Annotated in this window: 20 protein-coding genes; 13 read left to right on the top strand and 7 right to left on the bottom strand. The window is 59.7% G+C overall.

The window, feature by feature from the left end:
* Positions 1–12: 12 nt before the first annotated feature.
* Entirely contained in the window at positions 13–774 is a 762-nt protein-coding gene (locus tag VJU77_11010) for an enoyl-CoA hydratase-related protein (GenBank protein ID HKP03873.1), read from the bottom strand.
* A 32-nt stretch (positions 775–806) separates the two neighbouring features.
* Between VJU77_11010 and VJU77_11005 the strand changes: the two genes are divergently transcribed.
* Positions 807–1,679, top strand: coding sequence for a hydroxymethylglutaryl-CoA lyase (locus VJU77_11005; GenBank protein ID HKP03872.1), 873 nt, complete (start codon positions 807–809; stop codon positions 1,677–1,679).
* 95 nt (positions 1,680–1,774) lie between these two features.
* On the opposite strand, the gene VJU77_11000 is transcribed toward VJU77_11005, so the two are convergent.
* On the bottom strand, positions 1,775–3,403 hold the full coding sequence (locus VJU77_11000) for an acyl-CoA carboxylase subunit beta (protein HKP03871.1): 1,629 nt from the start codon (positions 3,401–3,403) through the stop codon (positions 1,775–1,777).
* A gap of 58 nt (positions 3,404–3,461) precedes the next feature.
* Positions 3,462–3,764, bottom strand: coding sequence for a hypothetical protein (locus tag VJU77_10995; protein HKP03870.1), 303 nt, complete (start codon positions 3,762–3,764; stop codon positions 3,462–3,464).
* A 96-nt stretch (positions 3,765–3,860) separates the two neighbouring features.
* Here VJU77_10995 and VJU77_10990 point away from each other — a divergent pair, with 96 nt between their 5' ends.
* The 7 genes from VJU77_10990 (at position 3,861) to VJU77_10960 (ending at position 11,067) form a co-directional block, all read left to right on the top strand.
* Entirely contained in the window at positions 3,861–4,934 is a 1,074-nt protein-coding gene (locus VJU77_10990; protein HKP03869.1) for a sugar phosphate nucleotidyltransferase, read from the top strand.
* Positions 4,931–5,407, top strand: a complete 477-nt coding sequence (gene ruvX / locus VJU77_10985; GenBank protein HKP03868.1) for a Holliday junction resolvase RuvX — start codon at positions 4,931–4,933, stop codon at positions 5,405–5,407. Before VJU77_10990 ends, ruvX begins: the two co-directional genes overlap by 4 nt.
* Positions 5,408–6,157: a tRNA pseudouridine(38-40) synthase TruA gene (gene truA, locus VJU77_10980; protein HKP03867.1), complete on the top strand. Its 750-nt coding sequence runs from the start codon at positions 5,408–5,410 to the stop codon at positions 6,155–6,157.
* A gap of 83 nt (positions 6,158–6,240) precedes the next feature.
* Complete coding sequence (locus VJU77_10975) at positions 6,241–9,333, top strand: CHASE3 domain-containing protein (protein ID HKP03866.1); 3,093 nt, start codon at positions 6,241–6,243, stop codon at positions 9,331–9,333.
* A gap of 71 nt (positions 9,334–9,404) precedes the next feature.
* Entirely contained in the window at positions 9,405–9,941 is a 537-nt protein-coding gene (gene nuoB / locus VJU77_10970; protein ID HKP03865.1) for an NADH-quinone oxidoreductase subunit NuoB, read from the top strand.
* Complete coding sequence (locus VJU77_10965; protein HKP03864.1) at positions 9,938–10,516, top strand: NADH-quinone oxidoreductase subunit C; 579 nt, start codon at positions 9,938–9,940, stop codon at positions 10,514–10,516. The genes nuoB and VJU77_10965 overlap by 4 nt, the downstream gene beginning before the upstream one ends.
* 29 nt (positions 10,517–10,545) lie before the next feature.
* Positions 10,546–11,067 carry a L,D-transpeptidase family protein gene (locus tag VJU77_10960; GenBank protein HKP03863.1) on the top strand — a complete coding sequence of 174 codons (522 nt, stop codon included), beginning with the start codon at positions 10,546–10,548 and terminating at the stop codon, positions 11,065–11,067.
* A gap of 9 nt (positions 11,068–11,076) precedes the next feature.
* Here VJU77_10960 and VJU77_10955 read toward each other — a convergent pair whose 3' ends face one another.
* The 4 genes from VJU77_10955 to VJU77_10940 all read right to left on the bottom strand — a co-directional run bounded on the left by VJU77_10955 (position 11,077) and on the right by VJU77_10940 (position 15,065).
* A complete protein-coding gene (locus VJU77_10955; GenBank protein HKP03862.1) occupies positions 11,077–12,717 on the bottom strand; it encodes an HDIG domain-containing protein in 1,641 nt (546 codons plus the stop codon).
* A 3-nt stretch (positions 12,718–12,720) separates the two neighbouring features.
* Entirely contained in the window at positions 12,721–13,704 is a 984-nt protein-coding gene (locus VJU77_10950) for a PhoH family protein (protein ID HKP03861.1), read from the bottom strand.
* Positions 13,705–13,790: 86 nt separating this feature from the next.
* Positions 13,791–14,240, bottom strand: a complete 450-nt coding sequence (locus tag VJU77_10945; GenBank protein ID HKP03860.1) for a hypothetical protein — start codon at positions 14,238–14,240, stop codon at positions 13,791–13,793.
* A gap of 6 nt (positions 14,241–14,246) precedes the next feature.
* Positions 14,247–15,065, bottom strand: a complete 819-nt coding sequence (locus tag VJU77_10940) for a hypothetical protein (protein ID HKP03859.1) — start codon at positions 15,063–15,065, stop codon at positions 14,247–14,249.
* Between the two features lie 174 nt (positions 15,066–15,239).
* On the opposite strand from VJU77_10940, the gene VJU77_10935 reads away from it, so the two are divergent.
* The 5 genes from VJU77_10935 to VJU77_10915 are packed head-to-tail and all read left to right on the top strand — an operon-like array spanning position 15,240 to position 20,851.
* On the top strand, positions 15,240–16,250 hold the full coding sequence (locus VJU77_10935) for a PfkB family carbohydrate kinase (GenBank protein ID HKP03858.1): 1,011 nt from the start codon (positions 15,240–15,242) through the stop codon (positions 16,248–16,250).
* Complete coding sequence (locus tag VJU77_10930; protein ID HKP03857.1) at positions 16,234–16,821, top strand: HAD family hydrolase; 588 nt, start codon at positions 16,234–16,236, stop codon at positions 16,819–16,821. The genes VJU77_10935 and VJU77_10930 overlap by 17 nt, the downstream gene beginning before the upstream one ends.
* A gap of 4 nt (positions 16,822–16,825) precedes the next feature.
* Positions 16,826–18,442 carry a hypothetical protein gene (locus tag VJU77_10925; GenBank protein ID HKP03856.1) on the top strand — a complete coding sequence of 539 codons (1,617 nt, stop codon included), beginning with the start codon at positions 16,826–16,828 and terminating at the stop codon, positions 18,440–18,442.
* A gap of 1 nt (position 18,443) precedes the next feature.
* The gene (gene kdsB, locus VJU77_10920) at positions 18,444–19,247 is read left to right on the top strand and encodes a 3-deoxy-manno-octulosonate cytidylyltransferase (GenBank protein ID HKP03855.1); all 804 of its coding nucleotides are present in this window, start codon (positions 18,444–18,446) and stop codon (positions 19,245–19,247) included.
* The gene (locus tag VJU77_10915; GenBank protein HKP03854.1) at positions 19,244–20,851 is read left to right on the top strand and encodes a CTP synthase; all 1,608 of its coding nucleotides are present in this window, start codon (positions 19,244–19,246) and stop codon (positions 20,849–20,851) included. Before kdsB ends, VJU77_10915 begins: the two co-directional genes overlap by 4 nt.
* The last annotated feature ends 35 nt before the right edge of the window (positions 20,852–20,886 follow it).

Raw genomic sequence — 20,886 nt, 5'->3', positions numbered from 1 at the left:
CAGGCGGCGCAGCTAGACCCAGTTCGGCGGGCGTTTTTCGCGGAAAGCGGCGATTCCTTCCTTCGCTTCGGGCGACTCCCGGGCTTCGAGGTGGTAACGCAGAGCGACATCGATGTCTTCTTTGACCGCCGAAGACCAGATTTCTTCGATCAACCGCTTTGAATTTGCGATGGCGCCGGGCGCGCCCTGCAAGACTGACGAGGCGACCGCGCGGGCTTCGTTGGCCAGTTCTGCGGCCGGCACGACGCGGTTAACGAGACCGATCTCGCGCGCGCGTTCCGCTTCAATCAGTTCCGAGGCCAGAACCAGCTCGCGGATGTCGCGCTCGCGCAGTTGCCGCCGCAGAAACGTCATGACCAAGCCCGGCACCAGACCGCGCCTTACTTCGGGATACCCGATCTTGGTTCGTTCGGCCGCGATGACAAAATCGCAGGCGGACATGATCCCCGCTCCTCCGGCAACCGCCGCGCCGTGGACGGTCGCGATCGTAACGAGCCGGGTGTTGGCCAGGGCCAGCAACATTCGCCCGACCATTTCCGCGGAAGCATGGGCTCGATCCGTCAACGCAGCCTCTTCCAAATCCAGGCCCGTGCAGAACGCCTTCCCTGCTCCGCGAAGGATAATGATCCGCTGGCTCGGATCCGCTCCCGCGGTTTCGATAGCCGCGGTCAATTCGGTCATCAATTCTATCGTGAGCGCGTTCCGGCGCTCTGGCCGGTTTAAAGTGATGATGCCGATTTGCGGACTTTGTTTTTCGACGAGAACGACAGACATGGTTTAACCTTCTTCTCTCAGTAACATCCGTGATGATGGAATCAGTCAAGCTCATCGAATGTCCGCGGGACGCCTGGCAGGGGCTTCCTCGCCAGATTCCCGCTGCGCGAAAGGCCGAATATCTGCGCGCCGTCATGGCGGCCGGGTTCCGCCACCTCGACGCGGTCAGCTTTGTTTCGCCCCGGGCAGTTCCGCAGATGGCTGACAGTGAGGAGGTCCTGAGTCAGCTCGGCCGACTGCCCGACGGCGTGGAAATTATCGGCATCGTCGTCAACGAAAAGGGAGCCGGTCGCGCTCTCGCCACCGGCTCCGTCAGCACCCTCGGGTTTCCCTGTTCAATTTCGAAGACATTTCTGCGCCGGAACCAAAATCAATCGTTGGACGAGAATTTCGAAGTCTTGAAACAGATCAAAAAAATGGCGGATGAAGGAGGTCTGAAAGTGGTGGCGTACATTTCAATGGGCTTCGGAAATCCTTACGATGATCCGTGGAGCGAAGAAAAGGTTATCGAGGCCGCCAAGGCGATCGCCGGGCTGGGGATCGCAGAGATTTCGCTCGCGGACACGGTGGGCGCGGCGGAACCGGCACTCGTCGCGGGCGTGCTGGGAAGCGTTCTGCGGGACTGCGCGCAAGCCGAGATCGGCGTCCATCTTCACAGCACGCGCGCCGGCGCGGGCGCGAAAGTTCTGGCCGCCTACGATGCCGGTTGCCGGCGATTCGACTCGGCTCTTGGAGGCTTGGGCGGTTGTCCCTTTGCCCAGGATGATCTGGTCGGGAATATTCCGACTGAAGAGGTCGTTCGCGCTCTGGAGCAACGTGGGGTCAGTCTGCCAATCCGGGATTCACTGACGCCGGTTTTGCGGATGAACGCCGCGATCAGCGACGAATTCTCGGCCGATCGTTAGGGTTCGCCCTGGTAGGGACGCCGCGCTGCGGCGTCCGCTGCACCATGCGGGCCATGCGACCACACGGCGGACAGCGCAGCGCGCTGTTCCTACCCCTAAACCTGGACGACGCCGGTGTGGAAGCGCGCCTTCGGCATGGGGCGCGAGACGTACGAAAGAAGACGCGCCAGGACGTGCCGGGTTTCGTGCGGCTGAATAATCGCGTCCACCCAGCCCCGAGCGGCGCCATAACGAATATCGGTCTGTTCTTCGTAAGATTTCTTAACGGTCGCGCGCAATGCCTCCAGTTCTTCCGGCGTCGATTTCTTGTCTCCGCGATCGCTGGCCCGGGCCAGGATGCTGAAGACGGTATCGGAAGCCTGGGCCGCGCCCATGACCGCGTAACGTGAATTCGGCCAGGCCAGGATGAAACGCGGATCGTAAGCTTTGCCGCAGAGGGCGTAGTTGCCCGCGCCGAACGAACCGCCCACAACCACGGTGATCTTCGGAACAGTCGAATTGCTCACCGCGTTCACCAGCTTCGCGCCGCTCCGGATGATCCCACTCTGTTCGGCATCGCGGCCCACCATGAAGCCGGTGACATCCTGGAAAAAAATGATGGGCAAGCCCGTCTGGTTGCAATCCATGATAAATCGCGCCGCCTTGTCCGCGCTGTCGGCGTAGATGACGCCGCCCATCTGGATTCCTTCCGTTTTCGTGCGCGCCTGGAGTCGCTGGCTGGCCACGATGCCGACGGGACGGCCGTCGATCCGCGCGTAGGCGGTGACAAGCGTCTTCCCGTAGTCCGCTTTGTATTCATCCAGCGATTCGGCGTCGATGACTGACGCGAGGAGGTCGCGCGTGTCGTAAGGTCTCTGGCCGTCGAGGCTCATCAATTCATAAACGGCCTCCGGTTTTTTTGCCGGCGAATAGGCCGGCGTCTTCGGCGCTTGCGCCGCCGCCTGGGCTTCCGGGAGCAGACCGATCAGCGAACGCAGGCGCTGCAAGCACGACGGGTCGTCCTTCTCGTAAAAATCGACGGTGCCGCTGATTTCGGCGTGCATCCTGGCGCCGCCCAGTTCCTCGGCATCGACGACTTGCCCGATGGCCGCTTTGACCAGCGACGGACCCGCGAGATACAGGCCGCTTCCTTCCGTCATCAGGATCTTGTCGCAGAGCACGGGCAGATAGGCGCCTCCCGCGACGCAGTTCCCCATGATGGCGGCGAATTGCGGAAGACCGGCCGCGGAAATCACGGAGTTGTTGCGGAAAATTCGCCCGAAGTCGTCTTCGTCCGGGAAAATTTCATCCTGCATCGGGAGAAAAACGCCGGCGGAATCGACGAGATAAACCAGTGGCAGAGCGCATTCAAAGGCGATGCGTTGAGCGCGAATCAACTTTTTGCAGGTGGCGGGAAAGAACGCGCCGGCTTTCACCGTGGCGTCGTTTGCGACGATCATGCAGGGAACGCCGGCAATGTTGCCGATCCCCGCGACAGCGCCGGCCGCGGGAATATTTCCCCACTGGGAATACATTTTGTAAGCCGCCCAGAGGCCAATCTCGAAAAGAGTCGAATCCTTATCGAGCAACTGGCTGATGCGCTCGCGTGCGACCAGGCGACCCAATTTATGCTGGCGGTCCTGGCCAGCTTTGCCTCCCCCTTCGCGGAGAACGCTTTCCTCGCGGGCGATGGCGGCGCAGCGTTCCCGGAGTCCTTCAGGCGGCGGAATGGGTGTCTTAGACATGACCGCGGAAGGCTTACGCCGCGCAGACGATGGAATCAAGGGCCGGAGTCGGCCCGGCTCAATAGGCGTCGGTGTCCGAACGGTAACCGGAATCGTCCCGGATCGATTGCAAGCGGTTGCGACTGCCGCGTTCCGATTCCGGCCGGTTAATTCTCTCCAGCGCGATCTTTACCAGCACGGGAACCGCGGCGAGGGCGCCGACGGAAACCAGGGCAATGGCCGTCGCCTGGCGGAAGGGCCGGCGGACTTTATCGGCCACCAGCATCCCGACTCCGAGTCCAAAGGCAGTCCGAGCGAGGGTGAGCAATCCATCGAGTGGAACCTGCTCTCCAGTTTTTGGAATGGATATCGAGAGAGACATCGCATACCCTTATACGTCTCGTTTCGGAAAAGGAAACGGGAAATCTTGCCGTCCGCGCGATCGAGTAGCCGGCGGCTGCGTTTGCACAAAACCATCATGTCCGCCGCGATCTATGCACTCATCCTAGCCGGAGGAAGCGGCGAACGTTTCTGGCCCTTGAGCCGCCGGGCGCGTCCGAAGCAATTGTTGCGTCTCGTCACGGGCCAGACCCTGCTGGAGCAAACGGTGGCGCGTCTTGAGGGACTGGTGGGTCTGGAGCACCTCCTTATCCTGACAAACGTCGAACAGGAAGCCGCTGTGCGCGAGCTGCTGCCAAAATTGCCGAAGGAGAACATCGTTGCGGAACCGGCCAAGCGCGACACCGCGGCGGCGGTTGCGCTCGGTGCGGGATGGGTTGCCAGCCGGGACCATTCGGCGACCATGATCGTGCTGCCGGCCGACCACGTGATCGAGGACACGGCCGCCTTTCAAAAGACTCTGACTGTGGCCTCTGCGGCAGCGGAAGAAACCGGTGCTCTCGTTACGATTGGGATCAAGCCGACCTGGGCTTGCCCGGGTTATGGCTACATCGAGCAAGGGGAAGCGGTCCGCCTGCGCAGTGTGGGAGCTGAAAGCGACGTGCATCGCGTGGTCCGCTTTCGCGAAAAGCCGAATCCCGATCTGGCCGAATCCTTTCTGCGCAAAGGAAATTTTCGCTGGAACGCCGGCATGTTTGTCTGGTCGGTGCCGTCCGTCCTGAGCGAGTTCAATCGCCACACGCCGGAGCTGGCCAGCTTCATTTCGCAGCTCCGCGCGCCGGATAATTTCCAAAAAACCATCCGCGAGCGCTTTGGGAAACTGCCGCGGATTTCGTTCGATTATGCGGTCATGGAAAAGGCCGACCGCGTTCTGATGGTGGAAGCGGGCTTCGACTGGGACGACGTGGGGAGCTGGCGAGCAGTCGCGAAATACTTCAAAAGCGATGCCGAGGGAAACGCGGCCAATTGCGAAATCACCTCCATGGATTCGACGAACAATATCGTGTTCAACCCCGATGGCACCCGGATCGCGCTCCTCGGCGTCCACAATCTGATCGTGGTTCGAACGGAAGACGCGATCCTGATCTGCCATCGTCACCAGGCGGAAAAGATCAAGAACCTGCTCGGGAAGATCCCGGAGGAGTTGCAATGAGCGCGTTCTCGATTCGGAGACGAATCCTCGGAATCGATCTGGGAGACGCGCGGATCGGCGTCGCTGTTTCCGACGAGCTCGGAATGCTGGCGCACCCGGTGGAGACAATTCCCGCGCGAGGCGATGCGGCCGGGCGAATCGCCGAGATCGTAAAGGAAAAAAACGCGGAACGCGTCGTCATCGGGTTGCCCCGGCACATGAACGGAACGGTGGGCTCGGGCGCGGCCGAAGCCCTGGCGTTCGCCGACAAATTGCGCGCCCGCGTTTCCTGCGAGGTGGTGACCTGGGACGAGCGCATGACCACACTGGCCGCGAGCCGCGCGCTTCGTGAAAGCGGAAAAACCGCGCGCAATTCCCGAGGCGTTATCGACCAGGTAGCGGCGCAAATGATCCTCCAAGGCTACCTCGATGGGTTACAAGCGGCGCGCGGTCTCGAAGCCCAGGACGGGCCGGGCGCGGCGCAGCAAGATTAGATGCCCTCGAGGCTCAAGTTGATTATCGCCTATGACGGCGCGCCTTTCGCGGGATGGCAAAGCCAGGCCTCCGGCCAGGGGATCCAGGACCGTCTCGAAGCAGCTTTCCGGTTGATCTGTTCCCAGCCGGTGCGGGTCCACGGAGCGGGGCGAACCGATGCGGGCGTTCATGCGCTGGCCCAGTGCGCCCATGTCGATCTCCCTGCTCGCCGTTATCCGACCGAGCGCTGGGTTTCCGCCTTGAACGGCGTCCTTCCGCCCACGATTCGAATCATGCGGTGCCGATTCGTTCCCGATTCTTTTCACGCCCGGTTTTCCGCGAAAGGAAAAACATATCGCTATCGCATCTGGAACGCGGACGTCTTGCCGCCGCTGGAAAACGGGCGGGCCTGGCACATCAGAAACCCTCTCGACACCGAAGCAATGGCGGCCGCCGCGGAGGCTTTTTGTGGCAAACACGACTTCGCCTCTTTCGCAGCCAACCGGGGAACGCCGGAGACCGATACTGTTCGCATCATTCGCAGTGCTCGCGTCCGGCGCGCCGGCTCGTGTATCACAGTTGAGCTGGAGGGTGACGGCTTTCTTTACAAGATGGTTCGGATGATGGTCGGCACCCTGGCCCGGGTAGGGTTGGGCGAAGCTTTTCCCGATGAAATCAAGACCCGTTTGAAGGCCCCGCGGCGGGTAAGTGGCCGGGGTCGAAACGCGGCGCCGGCAGCCGGGCTATTTCTTATCCGCGTTCGGTACTAACCCTGCTATTCACCTCAGCACCGCCGGCATTCCCAGGCAACCGCACGAGGGCTGGCAGAGTATTTGCTTTTGTGGATTTTATAATGACTGACTCCGACGCACCGCTCCCAAAAAAGGCACGTCGAGGAGTTTTCGGCAACAGTCTCGCCTGGCTTTTTAGCCCGAAACATTTTCACTTTAAGCTGCTTTCCGGCACTGCGGTCGGCATCGTTGTCATCACGTTCCTCGCCGGACTTTTTCTTTTCGTTACCCTGCGGAATCACCATCAGGAAACGCTTCGCGCGCACACCCTTGAAGTGATGCGACTGAGCAGCGTGATCGAGAATGACATTGCTGCCCTGGAAACGGGTCATCGTGGGTACCTGCTCACGGGAGACGCTTCCTACCTGGAGCCGTTCGAACGTCGACGCGAGCTGATTAAGCACCAGGTCGAAGACCTGACCCAACTGATCCTCGACAGTCCGCGCCAGCGAAAGCGGGTAATGAAGATTCAGGAGATCGTCCAGAAATGGCTGGAGATGGTCGCCCTGCCGCAAATGACGGCGCGGCAGACCAAAGGGAACGCGAACCTCGCCGAGCCCACGGCCGATTCAGCCGATCCGCTTGGAAACGGCCTGGTCAACCAGGCGCGGGAGATTCTGCAACTGCTCCAAAACGAAGAACAAATTGTTCTGAACGAGCGCATGCGTGAGCAGGAATGGGCGGCGCAGTCGACCCAGATCCTTGATTTCCTGACGAAGCTTGAGCGGTCCGTGATTGAAATGCAGAAAGAAAAGAGGGGCTACCTCCTCACCGGTAACAGTACTTTTGCTGAGGGCTACCGCCGAGCGACCGCGGATTTCTACACCTATCATGGGTATCTTTCCATCCTGGTGGCGAATTCGCCTGAGCAGGCGAATTCCCTGAACGAAATCAAGAAAGGCATCGAACGCTGGACCGAGACAGCCGCGGGCCCGGAAATGGAAGCGAAACGGACCGGCAAGGACCTCGTCACGGCGGTAGCGAAAAACAATGGCGAAGCGCTCATGACGGACATTCGCGAGATGCTGAAGCGATTTCAGACGAATGAGGCCAACGTTTATGAGTCGAGGTCGAGCACGACTAGTCGCGATCGCATTATCAAGACGACGGGACTGGCGCTGCTCTGCATCTTCGCGGTAGGCCTGCTGGTCGTGTCGAATAGCTACAGCTTCGTTCTGGTCCGGCGCCAATTGGCGAAACTGGAGGGCGTCGAGACCCGCATTCGCTCGATCATCGAAAACATTCTGGACGGCATGATCACCGTCGATGCTCAGGGCATCATCTGTTCGATGAATCCGTCGGCCGAGAAAATGTTCGGCTGCATCAACAACGAAATGGTGGGCCACAAGTTCACCAAGCTGGTGCCCAAGAGCTACGGCGCCCAACCCGAACCGGTCACCTGTGCCTGGGACGATCTCGCCAAGCGCACCGGCAGCACCACCATGGCCGTCGGGCGCACCCGCCGTCACGCCACCTTCCCAATCGAAATTTCCCTCAGTGAGATGATCGTCGACAAGCAACAGCTTTTTGTTGCGATGGTGCGCGACGTAACGGAGCGGCGGCGCTTCGAGCAGGAAATCGCGGCCGACAAGGAAAGCCTGGCGGTGACTCTGCGTTCGATCGAGGACGGCGTCATCACCACCGACGTCCAGGGCAAGATTATCATGATCAACAACGCCGGTGAAAACCTCACCGGCTGGTCTTCGAAAGAAGCGATCGGGCAACCTCTCAAATCGGTTTACAACATCGCCATCGATCTGGCGGCGCAGGCGCGGGCGCAGAAGACGGGCTCCCGGAACGAAGCGCACTCCATTCTTCTCAGCATGCCGGAAAACGCCACTTTGCGTTCGCGCAAAGGCAGGGAACACGTCATCGAGCAGGTCGCCTCCCCTATTCGCGACAGCAAGAACGAAGTGGCCGGTGTGGTGCTTGTATTTCGCGACATCACCGAACGTCAGCGCAACGAAGCCGAGCGACGCAAAGCCGAGACCCTGGAACAGCTCGGCTTGCTCGCCGGCGGGATTGCGCACGATTTCAATAACCTGCTCACGGCGATCATCGGAAACATCTCGCTTGCGTCGCTCCTGCTGCCGCCAGATGACGAGATGACCACCCGGTTGAATGACGCGAAGAACGCCTCGATGCGAGCCCGCGATCTCGCCCAGCAGCTCCTCACTTTTGCCCGCGGCGGCGCGCCCATCAAGAAGACCGCGTCGATCGGCAAGCTCATTCAGGATACCGTCAGCTTCTCGTTGCGCGGCACGCACAGCCGGAGCGAATTTCTCTTCGGCGCCGACCTCTGGCCGGCCGAAATCGATCCGGGCCAGATCAGCCAGGTCGTGGCGAACCTCGTGGTCAACGCCGACCAGGCCATGCCCAACGGTGGAACGCTGCGCGTAAGCTGCGACAACTTCAGTTACGATTCAGATACCACCCCCGCCATTCCCGATCTGCTGCCGGGAGATTACATCCGCATCGCCATCCGCGACGAAGGGGTTGGCATTCCCGAAGATTGTCTCAAGCGCATCTTCGACCCCTACTTCACGACCAAGCCCAAGGGCAACGGTCTCGGTCTCGCCACCACCTATTCAATCATCAAGAACCACAACGGCCTGATCTGTGTTGATTCGAAGGTCCACTACGGATCCACCTTTACCCTTTATCTCCCCGCTCTCCGCCATCACGAGATACCGGTCGAACCGCCGCGGCAGCTCAACCAGGTCATCTCCGGCACTGGCCGCATTCTGATCGTCGATGACGAAGAAGCGATTCGCGCCCTGGTCGAGTTTACCCTCGAACGCCTCGGATACGTCGTTACCCAGGCCGAAAGCGCCCTCGAAGGCGTCGATATTTATCGCCAGAAACTCGAACAAGGCGAACGTTTCGATGCCGTTATCCTCGACCTCACCCTGCCGGGAGGCATGGGCGGTAAGGAAGCACTCAAGAAACTAATCGAGATCGACCCGACGGTGAACGCGATCGTCTCCAGCGGTTACGCGATGGACGCGACCATGAGCCGTTATCAGGATTACGGGTTCCGCGGCGTGATCGCGAAGCCGTACGAGGCCGCCGAGCTGGGCAAGATTGTGCACGAAGTAATCGCTTCCAGTCACGTCAATCTGGCGCCCGAATATCCGATGCAGGCTGCCGGTTAGCCTTCGTCCTCGCGCTCTCGCCCCAATCTGATTCTCCTTGCGGCCCCTTGGCGCGACTCTAGTGTTCCGCCATGCACGAAGTGCGGCCCGCCGCCTACGATTCCAAGATCGAGGGCAACGTTATTTTCACTCGTCTGGACGCGGCCATGAACTGGATGCGCAAGAATTCCCTCTGGCCGATGCCGATGGGCCTTGCCTGTTGCGCCATCGAGCTGATGGCGACCGCCGCCGCCCGTTTCGATATCTCCCGTTTCGGCGCGGAAGTAATGCGTTTTTCGCCGCGGCAATGCGACGTGATGATCGTGGCCGGCACGGTGACCTACAAAATGGCCCTGGCCGTGAAGAGAATTTATGAGCAAATGCCGGAACCAAAGTGGGTGATCGCCATGGGCGCGTGTGCTTCGACCGGTGGCATGTATCGCTCCTATGCTGTCCTTCAGGGAATCGATCAGTTGCTCCCGGTGGATGTTTATGTCTCCGGATGCCCGCCCCGCCCGGAAGCGTTACTCGAGGGCTTGATGGCGCTGCAAAGAAAGGTCTCGACTGAAAGTTCGTTCCGGGAACAAAAGCGCGAACTCCTCGATAAGTTCGAAGGCGTGATGGCATGACGGGGCCTGAGTTGCTCAATTCGCTCGGCCAGCTCCTGGGCCCGAGACTCCAGGAGAGGATAGAATTTCGAGGCGAATCGACTTTCGTCATTCTTCCCGCCGATCTCCGGGAGGTGGCGCAATTTTGCAAAGCCGAGCTTTCGTTCGATTACCTGATCGATATTTCGAGCGTCGATAATTTCGGCGACGAACCGCGCTTTGAAATTGTCTACGAACTTTATTCGATGACGCTCGGGGTTCATTTACGCCTGAAATTGCGGGTCTCCGAAGACCCGGGCGAGGTCCCAACGGTTTCGGATGTCTGGCCGGCGGCAAACTGGCACGAACGCGAGATTTACGACATGATGGGACTTCGCTTCACAGACCATCCCGATTTGCGCCGAATCCTGATGTGGGAGGGGTACCCTTATTTTCCGCTCCGGAAAGAGTTCCCCCTGGAAGGGCTGCCGAGCGCAATGCCAGATGTCGCCTTCTCTGAAAGCGCCCCGCTGGAGGGTGGACCGTTCGTCACCTCACCGAGCACCGCGACGGCAAAGGACCGCGAGCCGCGGGCCCGGCGGCCTGACCTGCCTTAGATCAATCCGGAACGTCACCAAACTCGAGCATGAAAGTGGTGTTCTTTGTTTTGGCTGTGCTTTGCCTGCTGAGCCTGGGAGTCGTAGCGGCCGCTCATCTTAATCTGCGTCCCCTCCCCTCGAATGCTATCGCCGACCGCGTGCTGGTAGAAAAAGGCGACCGGCGGCTCACTTTGTTAAAAAACGGCGAACCCTTGAAAACCTACACGGTGGCCCTGGGCCGCGTGCCGGTTGGACCAAAAGAGGAGGAAGGCGACCAACGCACGCCGGAAGGCGTTTACCTGATCGACTTTCACAAGCGCGACAGCGATTTTCATCTGGCGTTACATGTTTCTTATCCCGAGCAACGGGACATCGACCGAGCCACCGCCAGCGGCGTTTCAGCGGGATGCGACATCATGATCCACGGCCTCCCAAATGGGCGGGGCTGGATCGGACGATTTCATCGGCGGAGCGATTGGACCGCTGGCTGCGTTGCCGTGACAGACTTCGAGATCGAAGAGATCTGGCGCGCTGTGCCTGACGGAACCCCGGTCGAAATCCGGCCGTAGCCGGAATTCTCAGGCAGCCGAGATTGGCGGCGCCGACTCGGGCTTTCGAGTTTCGGCCATCACGTCCGGTCGCATGTTTTCATCGCGGATCGGCGTAATCTTCGTGTCGTGCTTCGGGTAGGCGATACGGGTATGCAGCATCGTCATCAAAGTGAAACGAAAGCGATCCGCGATGATGTTTAAGTCGGACAGGGTCAGATCGCATTCGACCAGTTGGCCGTCGGCGATTCGCTGGCTCACCAGGTCGGAGACGAGCTGCTCGATCTTCTGCGGCGTCGGTTTCTCCAAGCTTCTCGAGGCGCTTTCAATCATGTCGGCGAGGCTGATAATCGCGCTCTCTTTGGTCTGCGGCTTCGGACCGCTGTAGCGGAAAGTTTCCTCGCGCACTTCGGGAACGTCCTCTTCCCGCAGGTTCATGATCTTGCCGCCGGTCCGGGCGTCCTCCTGCTGCTGGAGTGCGCGCTTGTAGAAGTAATAGACCAGCGACGTTCCGTGGTGTTCCTGGATGATGTCGATAATGCGCCGATTGAGTTTATGCTTGAGCGCGAGGTCCACCCCTTCCTTCACGTGGGCGATGATGATCAGCGCGCTCATCGTCGGCGCGAGATCGTCGTGAGGGTTGCGCTCGAAGTTCATGTTCTCGGTGAAGTATTCGGGCTTCACCAATTTCCCGACGTCGTGAAAATAGGAGCAGACCCGGCAGAGGGTCGCGTTCGCGCCAATCGCCTCCGCGGCGGCTTCGGCGAGGTTCGCCACGACGAGGCTATGATGATACGTCCCCGGCGCTTCGATCGTCATTCGCCGCAACAACGGGTGATTGAGATCGGATGCTTCCAGCCAGGAGATGTCGGTCGTGACCTGGAACAGGTGCTCGAAAATCGGGAGCACTCCCCCGACGATCGTGGCGGTCAAAATTCCGTTGCCGATGGCGAAGGCGCTCTGGATGCCGATCATCTTCCAGTCGATTGTGTTCGGCGAAAGAAAATCGATCGGGCCAATGACGCCGAAGGTGAGCGATAAAAGCCAGATCGCGATCCCGACTCCGAGTCCGGCGCGAATGAGCCGGCTTCGCCTGCGCACCTGGAGCGTGAGATAAACCGCGGTGAACCCGCTGATCAGGCCGCAAACGAGCAACGGCGCATCGATTTTTCCAAAAAGAATGCTGCTCCAAAGACTGACGAAAACCGAGGCGTACAACCCGTGGTTGCGACCGAGAAGCACACTGAGGAGGAGCGGGGCAAACGCGTAGGGCGCGATCAAGCCGACGGTTTCCGGGCGCAAGAAAGTGAACGACCCGCTGTTACAGAGAACGAGCAGAAATTTCGTCGCGCCGAGCTGCAATAAAATCACGCCAAAGACGAGAGCGAGGCGGGAACTGCGGAGGAATGTCGTTGGCTGGTTGATCCAGAGTTGCGTCAGGGCCGTGGCGAAAAAGAGAAGCGCGATGACGAAGTTTTTGGTCGGTTCCGGCTGTTGCCCGCCGAAAATCAAAAAGGCCAGTCCGGCGACGAACGCCCCAAAGACAAACCACTTCATCGCGGCGGCATATTCCAGAATGTGGAGCAGCTCGTTTTTGGTCCGGCGCCGGCGTGTCTTGCCTGAGGCGAGACCACGCTTTACGAGCTGACTGCGTTTCAGAAAATCGAGCATCGGTTATTTGCGAGCGTTAGAGCTGGTGTTGGCGGGCGATCGGTGTTGCTGATAGGCGTTGATCACGGCCCGAACGAGTTCATGACGGACGACGTCCCTTTCGGAAAAATAGGAGAAAGCAATGCCGGGCACGTTCTTTAAAGCCTGAAGCGCTTCGACCAATCCGGAGCGCTTGTTGGAGGGCAGATCGATCTGGGTGACATCTCCGGTCACGACACATTTGGAGTTCGGCCCCATCCGCGTCAGGAGCATGAACATCTGCTCGGTCGTGGTGTTTTGCGCTTCATCCAGGATCACGAAAGCGTTGCTGAGCGTGCGGCCACGCATGTAGGCGAGCGGAGCGACTTCGATCGTCTGGCGCGCGACCGATCGTTCAATTTCCTCGGCATCCATCATATCCCGCAACGAATCATAAAGCGGCCGCAGATACGGCGTAATCTTTTCCTGGAGATCGCCGGGAAGAAATCCGAGCGCTTCCCCGGCTTCGACAGCGGGCCGCGTCAGGATAATGCGGCTGACCTGCTCTTTCTTGAGTGCCGCCACCGCCATCGCGACCGCGAGGTAAGTTTTCCCCGTCCCGGCCGGTCCGATCGCAAACACGATATCGTGTTTTTGAATCGCCTCGACGTAGCTCCTTTGCCCAAGCGTGCGCGCCACGATGGGCGGCTTGCGCGCTGAGGTCGTGATCTTCACGTCGACCACGTCGCTCAGGCTGTCGGGCCGCGATTCCGTCACCGAATTCAAGGCGTAACTGAACTCGTGTTTGTGAATATCCACGCCCTTTTGCCGGGCCTGCTCGAGCTGGTCGAAAACGCGCTGGGCCCGATCGACCTGCTCCGGTTCGCCCTCAAGTTTAACCCAGCCTTCGCGGGTCGTGACTTTTACGCCGAGCGAATCCTCGAGCGTCTTTAAAAGCTTGAGGTCGTTGGCGTAGAGCGATTGCACAGACCGTGCGCTATCGAACTGCAGCGTGCGCGTTTCTGTCATTTCACGAATCCGGGGGCGCTGATGATAACGCCCGGGGCAGCAGTGTCAAACCGCACTTCAACCGGCCTGGGCCAGCCGCGAGTTGGTTAGCGGAATCCGTAAACAAGCGCCCAATGGGTCCGTTCTTCCGGCGACTGCTCGATTTCGACGATGATGAAATAGCTGCCGGTATTCTTGGGGGTGATATGGGCCGCCGCGAAGTGGCCCTTCTGCCAGCTGTCCGGTTGTTCGGCGAGCTTGCCCTCTGAATCGTAAACGTGGACGGAAACTTTCGCGGCCTCCACTTCCGTGCCGAGCCAGAACCAGTATTCGTTTCCTTTGAACAACTGTTGGCGCACCGCCTTCTTCTCGCTCACCCCGAGGTCGCCGCCCCAGTAATCCTCGCGGACCTGGAAGCCCTCCTTGACGTATGGTTCCGCCGCCTGGAGGGCGAACGATTGCGCGTCGTCGACCGAGGCGCGCAGGACCGGCGTCGCCGCCAAAACAAAAGCCAGCAGGAAGCTCGTGCGCCAGGTGGTTTTGAGGAATTCGATCATGGGGAGCTAGGGGCTTTTCTTCGTGATGCTATCACCCAGCTGGGTGGTGATTTCATTGATCTTCTTCACCGAAGCGGGAGAAATGTGGGCGTCGCCGACGTCGATGAGCGGTTTCACTTCCACCAGGGCCTTGTGGATATCCTGAAGGAGTTTCAGGTTAAACTCGGGCATCGCCTGGAGTTTGGTTTCGAAGTAGGCGAGCAAATCCGGCTGATGCAACAGCTCTGAACCCTCTTCGGAATAGCGCCGGTTCACCACCGCGGTTAAAACCTCCGTGCCGCGGAGCCAGCCGCCGAGGCTGACCAACTGGGACAGTTTTTCATCATGCACCTCATTCATCGCCGTTTGGACGCTGTTTTGGGTGCGGTCCAACTCCTGGCGCACGCTGGTCCAATTTCGCTTGTCCGCCGCTTCCGTGATCGCTTTGGCGTGCGGCGTGATCGAGTTGCCGACCCCGATTCCCTTGGCGAGGCTGAGCACGCGCTGGCCGATTTCCTTCACGGTCGGGGCGTCCTCCGCCTGCACGGCGATAAAGCCGTCCGCGATGACCGCGCCCAGCAAAAGGGCAATCCGCGGGCGCTCAGTAAAATTACTGCCTTTGTCGTTCCGGACGTATTCGCGCCAATTGACGCCGCCCAGCTTGTTTAGGGCGCCGAACACCTCGTTCGGCAACGGCACGACGACATCGTCAACCTTCTTGGAGAGCTCCTTGATATCGACGTGCTTTGGAGTCTCGCGCTTGGAAGTCTCTGCGCCGCCGGCCAAAAGCGGCAACCCGGCTGCGAGGACAAATGTGAGTTTTGAAATTTTAGCGAATGGGATCATCGGCAAGCTTCGACTGTTGATTTCGCCTTCGTATTCAGGAATTAATGGATAACTCTAGGCAGAAGTCCATCCCGCACAAATTTACCCTTTCAAAATTTTGATTCTGAATCGCATCAACCCCGCCCGCTGGCGGCATTCGCCCCGACTTCTTTTTCTCGGCTCCGTTTTGCGGTCATGAACGTTACCCGCCTGACGGAAATCCTGGCGCTGGCTAAAGGGAAGCGAATTCTCGTCCTCGGCGACCTGATGCTGGACGAATTCGTCTGGGGCAAAGTGGGCCGCATTTCCCCGGAAGCGCCGGTGCCGGTGGTGCAGGTCACCGGCGAAAGCTTTTATCCCGGCGGGGCTGCCAACGTCGCGCGCAATTTGCGCGAATTTGTTAAGGAAGCGGCGGTCGTCGGGCTGGTCGGGACAGATCGCGGCGGCGCCCAACTGCGGGAGCTTTTGGCCGCCCAAAAGATCGATATGGCCGATGCCATCCAGGAAGCTGGCTTCCCGACGATCGTAAAGACGCGCATTATTGCCCGGAACCAGCAGATCGTCCGGGTGGATCGCGAGCAGCTTCGCTCCCCTTCCCCAGCCCACGTCTCGCGGATCGTCCGGAACGTCCGGCGCCGGCTCGCCCGGACCGATGCCGTCATTTTCGAGGACTACGGCAAGGGTTTTTTGAGCGCAGACCTCGTCCGCCAAATCTGCAACGACGCGAAGGCGGCGGGCAAGATCGTGGCCGGGGATCCAAATCCGCACCACCCGATCGATTGGAAAGACGTGACGGCGGTGAAGCCGAACCGGAACGAGGCTTTTCTGGCCGCGGGCCTTCCCTGGAGCGAGCCGATCGATCCGCCGGGAAAAGACACGAGACTTTTGAGAGCCGGCGAAATTCTGCTCGAGAAATGGGGGACGAAACTTTTGCTGATTACTCTCGGCGAGCAGGGCATGATGCTTTTTCAACGTGGCAAAAAGCCGCGCCACATTCCCACCAAGGCGCGGCAGGTTTTCGACGTTTCCGGCGCGGGCGACACGGCCATTGCTCTCTTCACCCTCGCCCTCTGCTGCGACGCCACGCCGGACGAAGCCGCTGAAATCGCAAATCACGCCAGCGCCGTCGTCGTGGGAAAACTGGGAACGGCGACGGCGACGCGGGACGAACTCATCGCCAGCTTTCAGAATGACCGGCTCGTCTAGCGAGGCCTGGCCGGCTGTGTTCCTGGATCGTGACGGGACCCTCATGCGCGATGTCGACTACTGCGGTGATCCGAACAACGTGGAGGTATTCCCGCAGGCCTCCGCTGCGCTGCGCCGGCTGAAGGAGGCCGGGTTCAAACTGGTCGTTGTCACCAACCAAAGCGGGATTGGGCGCGGCTATTTTACGGAAGCGGATTACGGGAAAGTGGAGGCGGAGTTTAACCGCCAAATCGGCGACGGCTTGATCGACGCCAGCTATTATTGTCCCGATTTGCCCAGCACCGATTCCATCCGGCGCAAGCCAGGACCGGGAATGATTTTCGAAGCGCAACGCGATCACCGCCTCAATTTGCGGCGGTCCTTCCTGATCGGCGATAAGGCGAGCGACATCGGTTGCGGCCGAAATGCCAGTGTGCGGACGATCCTGGTCCAGACTGGATATGGCGCAGGCGAAACGAACTGCGGCGCGGATTGGATTGCCCGCGATCTCGCCGAAGCTGTGGATATTATTTTGGGCGCAGCCACGACGGGAAGGCACCCAGAACGAACTGACAAAACCGCTCCCGCTTGAGATCATGCCGGACGACTCTGAGCGCACAGTGCAGTCTCGGTTCTCGACGGCTCGCGTCTTGCCCGCGCTCGGTTGCCTTTGCGTGCTTCTCCTGTTGCTAGCGATTGCTTTCCGGCCGGCATGGCTGGCGACTTACGATCTCGCCTGGCCCTACGACGACGATCTCTTCCGCGATACTGCTTTTGCCCAGACAATCATCCGTGGCGATTTTCCCGCAGACGCCTACTACGCGGGCGAACAGAACTGGTACAATCCGCTTGGACCCGCGGTAATTGGAGGCATTGCTCACCTGTTTGGTCTTGAGCCGGTCGAGATTTACGCGCATTACGGCGCCATTGTCGGGTTGGTCGTACCTCTCGCGATTTTTGGACTCGGCGTCGTTCTGTGGGGCCGGTGGGCGGGGCTGGCAGTGTTATTTGCGTTCTTATTTCTGCGACCTAACGAAATTCCGTCCTGGGCCGCGCCAACCTATTCGCCCTGGTTGTTTACTAACCTGCTTTCGCTCGTGCCGTTTGCCTTAACCATTGGTGTGGCCATTCGCGCTCGAAACCGCGACCGATATGGACTCTGGGCGGCCTGTGGTCTGTTGCTGGGTTTAACCTTCCTCACGCACACTGCCACGGCGATCGTGGCCGGATCGGTCGCGGTCGTATTGGCTTGCGACTGGACAAGACGCCGCGCGGTCCCAATCCGCTGGGGCTTGGTCCTGGTTCCAGCATTCGCGGTGAGCGCGCCGTTGCTGGCGACGATTCTCTGGCACTATGGCCTCCAGATCAAGAATACCGCCCCGCAGGATTTCATGTGGGAAGAAGCCGAACTGCAGCGTTTATCCCAGTTGCTATGGGGAGCGTTGAACCTCCGAAATGCGTTAGCCTTAGGAGGATTCGTCCTGCTTTTCCGAAGGCGGACCAATAGGGCAGCGCGCCTCACTTTGATAACGTCGTTAGGAGTATGCTCGTGCATGCTCCTTTACGGCTACGTCCGGCAAGCCTGGCCCAGTGCTCACCTCCCCGGTTTGGTCCCGCCTTTTCATTGGTTGTTTCACCTTCGGGTGGCCGGGACACTGCTGGTGGGTTACGGATTGTATTGCGCCGCGGATGGGCTCACGGTGCTGCTTGCCCGGTGGCGTCGTCTGCCAGTTCCGATCGTGCTTTTGCTCATTCTCGGCATTCTTTTGCCTTTTCAGCTTCGGCCATTCCTCCATCGTTTCGATTTCGAGTCGGCCCGGAACCTGTCCTTGGAATACGTTTCTTTGTCCGGATTCGGCGAAACCATTGCCTGGTTGCGTCATCAGACCCCACCCGGCACCGTCGTTCTTGCGCCGCCCCATGATGCCCTCATCATGCTCGGAGCCGCGGGCCGGAAAACCGTTGCCATCGACCAGACTTTCTCAAATCTTTTTGTCGCCTACGAGCCGCGGATCGCCGCCCTCGAGGAGCTACCCCGCAACCTGGCGAACCATCAACGTGACAGTTTCCTCGAAATCGCCGCACGCCATGGCGTTTCCTTTGTGCTTCTCACGGACGCGGTCCCGGCCTTTTCCGAAAAGTGCCTATCAGCTCCTTTTGTAACTCTTGTCTTCACCAGCGGCCATTTTTTCATCCTCCGAATCGAGTATTAACATGACTCAAGCTCTTGGCATCATACCCGCCCGCTGGGGCGCGACCCGCTTCCCGGGCAAGCCGCTCCATCCGATTGCGGGGAAGCCGCTCCTCCGGCATGTCTGGGAACGATGCCGGTGCGCGAAAAAGCTCGATCGGCTCATTATCGCAACCGACGATTTCCGGATCGCGGAAGCGGCGTTCGATTGGGGCGCTGAAGTGGCCATGACTTCGGCCAACCACGCCAGCGGGACGGACCGCATCGCCGAAGTGGCGGCGAAGGCGAAGGAATTTTCGCACATCGTCAACATCCAGGGCGACGAGCCGCTCATCGATCCGAAACTGATCGATCGCCTCGTGCGCGAATTGCAGCGCGATCGCAACCTTGAGATGATCACGGCAGCGCATCCCTTCGAAGATCCCGCGGAGGCGGCGTCACCTCATCAGGTGAAAGTGGTGCTGGACCAAAACGGCAACGCTCTTTATTTCTCGCGCGCCGCCATTCCAGCTTCGCAGAGCGGCGGTTTGAAACTGCCGGGCGAAGGAAGAGGGCGGTTTGGAAAGCGCCCCTCCTTGTTTCTCCGGCACCAGGGCATCTACGGATATTCGCGCGCTCTCCTCCTCCGTTTCGTTCGCTGGAAAACTTCGCCTTTGGAGCGTGCCGAATCGCTCGAGCAATTGCGCGCGCTGGAGAATGGAGTAAGAATTCAGGTGGTCATCACGGCCAGCGGATCGCCCGGGGTAGACACTCCGGAGGATGCTCGAACCATCGAGCGCGTCCTGAAGTCCGCGGGCCAGCGACCGCCCCGGGTGAAGCGGAAATGAAATATATTTTTATTACAGGCGGAGTGGTGAGTTCGTTAGGCAAAGGCCTGGCAGCGGCGTCGCTCGGCACGCTTCTCGAGCTCCGCGGTTTGCGGGTCGTGTTCCAAAAGTTCGATCCCTATCTGAATGTCGATCCCGGGACGATGAACCCGTTTCAGCACGGCGAAGTTTACGTGCTGAACGACGGCGCGGAGACCGATCTCGACCTCGGCCATTACGAGCGCTTCACCAATTGCATTCTCTCTCGCCACAACAATCTCACCAGCGGCCAGGTCTACGAAAGCGTCATCAACAAGGAGCGGCGCGGCGATTACCTCGGCAAAACCGTCCAGGTCATTCCCCACGTTACCGATGTCATCAAGGATCGGATTCGCGAAATTTCCGACGAGAGCAAAGCCGACGTCGTCATTACCGAGATTGGCGGAACGACTGGCGACATCGAGGGGCTGCCATTTCTGGAAGCGATCCGGCAATTCATTTTGGAAGTGGGCGGGCAGAATGTCGTCAATGTCCACGTCACGCTGGTGCCGTACATCCGGGCCGCGCGCGAATTGAAGACGAAGCCGACCCAGCAAAGCATTGCGAAGCTGCGCGAGATCGGTATTCAACCGCAGGTCCTGCTTTGCCGGACCGAACATCCGCTTGATGCCGAGCTGCGCCAGAAGCTCTCGATGTTCTGCAACGTCTCGCCGCGCGGAGTCATCGAAGCGCGCGACGTTCCCCACACGATTTACGAAATGCCCCTGATGTTGAACGCCGAGGGTCTCGACGACCTGATCTGCGAGCTGCTCCATATCGACGCGCCGCCGCCGAACCTGACGAACTGGGGGAAATTCGTCGAACGCGTCGTGAGCCCGAAGAAACAGGTCAAGATCGCCGTCGTCGGTAAATACATCGATTTGCAGGACGCTTACAAAAGCATCTACGAATCGCTCACCCACGCCGCGGCCAGCCAGGATTGCGGGATTCAGCTGGAATTGATCGATGCCGAAACCTTGGAGGGCGGCGTTGATGGCCATCTAAAGGATGTGGCCGGCGTCCTGATTCCGGGCGGCTTCGGAGAGCGGGGCGTCGAAGGAAAAATCACGGCAGCGAAATTCGCACGCGAAAACAAGATTCCGTATCTCGGCCTCTGTCTCGGCATGCAAGTGGCCACGATTGAGTTCGCCCGGAACGTATGCGGCTTGGAAAAAGCCAATAGCACCGAGTTCGACAAGGACGCGGCCGACCCTGTCATCTGCCTGCTCGAGGAGCAGCGCGACGTTAAAAACAAAGGCGCCAGCATGCGGCTCGGCACCTGGCCGACCAAGATCGCCAAAGGCACCGTTGCGGAAAAGATCTACGACGACGACGAAGTCCTGGAGCGCCATCGGCACCGTTACGAGTTCAACATGAAGTATCGGGAGAGAATGGGCGAAAAAGGATTCATGATCTCGGGAACCTCACCCGATGGTTCGCTCGCCGAGCTGATCGAGCTAAAGGATCACCCCTATTTCATGGCCTGCCAGTATCACCCGGAATTCCAGAGCAAACCGAACAAGCCGCACCCGCTCTTCAAAGGCTTCATCGAAGCCGCCCTCGCGCGGCAAGTTGAGAGTCGGTAGTTGAGTGTTGAGAGCTCCGGATGCCGCCCCACCAA

The sequence above is a fragment of the Chthoniobacterales bacterium genome (assembly GCA_035274845.1).
Classification (GTDB): Bacteria; Verrucomicrobiota; Verrucomicrobiia; order Chthoniobacterales; family UBA10450; genus AV80.
This window is presented reverse-complemented; position numbering and strand designations above follow the sequence as displayed.

Bases quoted from the DNA above. Each gene is read 5' to 3' on its own strand.
- VJU77_11010 (HKP03873.1), bottom strand. From the start codon at position 774: ATGTCTGTCGTTCTCGTCGAAAAACAAAGTCCGCAAATCGGCATCATC.
- VJU77_11005 (HKP03872.1), top strand. From the start codon at position 807: ATGATGGAATCAGTCAAGCTCATCGAATGTCCGCGGGACGCCTGGCAG.
- VJU77_11000 (HKP03871.1), bottom strand. From the start codon at position 3,403: ATGTCTAAGACACCCATTCCGCCGCCTGAAGGACTCCGGGAACGCTGC.
- VJU77_10995 (HKP03870.1), bottom strand. From the start codon at position 3,764: ATGTCTCTCTCGATATCCATTCCAAAAACTGGAGAGCAGGTTCCACTC.
- VJU77_10990 (HKP03869.1), top strand. From the start codon at position 3,861: ATGTCCGCCGCGATCTATGCACTCATCCTAGCCGGAGGAAGCGGCGAA.
- ruvX (HKP03868.1), top strand. From the start codon at position 4,931: ATGAGCGCGTTCTCGATTCGGAGACGAATCCTCGGAATCGATCTGGGA.
- truA (HKP03867.1), top strand. From the start codon at position 5,408: ATGCCCTCGAGGCTCAAGTTGATTATCGCCTATGACGGCGCGCCTTTC.
- VJU77_10975 (HKP03866.1), top strand. From the start codon at position 6,241: ATGACTGACTCCGACGCACCGCTCCCAAAAAAGGCACGTCGAGGAGTT.
- nuoB (HKP03865.1), top strand. From the start codon at position 9,405: ATGCACGAAGTGCGGCCCGCCGCCTACGATTCCAAGATCGAGGGCAAC.
- VJU77_10965 (HKP03864.1), top strand. From the start codon at position 9,938: ATGACGGGGCCTGAGTTGCTCAATTCGCTCGGCCAGCTCCTGGGCCCG.
- VJU77_10960 (HKP03863.1), top strand. From the start codon at position 10,546: ATGAAAGTGGTGTTCTTTGTTTTGGCTGTGCTTTGCCTGCTGAGCCTG.
- VJU77_10955 (HKP03862.1), bottom strand. From the start codon at position 12,717: ATGCTCGATTTTCTGAAACGCAGTCAGCTCGTAAAGCGTGGTCTCGCC.
- VJU77_10950 (HKP03861.1), bottom strand. From the start codon at position 13,704: ATGACAGAAACGCGCACGCTGCAGTTCGATAGCGCACGGTCTGTGCAA.
- VJU77_10945 (HKP03860.1), bottom strand. From the start codon at position 14,240: ATGATCGAATTCCTCAAAACCACCTGGCGCACGAGCTTCCTGCTGGCT.
- VJU77_10940 (HKP03859.1), bottom strand. From the start codon at position 15,065: ATGATCCCATTCGCTAAAATTTCAAAACTCACATTTGTCCTCGCAGCC.
- VJU77_10935 (HKP03858.1), top strand. From the start codon at position 15,240: ATGAACGTTACCCGCCTGACGGAAATCCTGGCGCTGGCTAAAGGGAAG.
- VJU77_10930 (HKP03857.1), top strand. From the start codon at position 16,234: ATGACCGGCTCGTCTAGCGAGGCCTGGCCGGCTGTGTTCCTGGATCGT.
- VJU77_10925 (HKP03856.1), top strand. From the start codon at position 16,826: ATGCCGGACGACTCTGAGCGCACAGTGCAGTCTCGGTTCTCGACGGCT.
- kdsB (HKP03855.1), top strand. From the start codon at position 18,444: ATGACTCAAGCTCTTGGCATCATACCCGCCCGCTGGGGCGCGACCCGC.
- VJU77_10915 (HKP03854.1), top strand. From the start codon at position 19,244: ATGAAATATATTTTTATTACAGGCGGAGTGGTGAGTTCGTTAGGCAAA.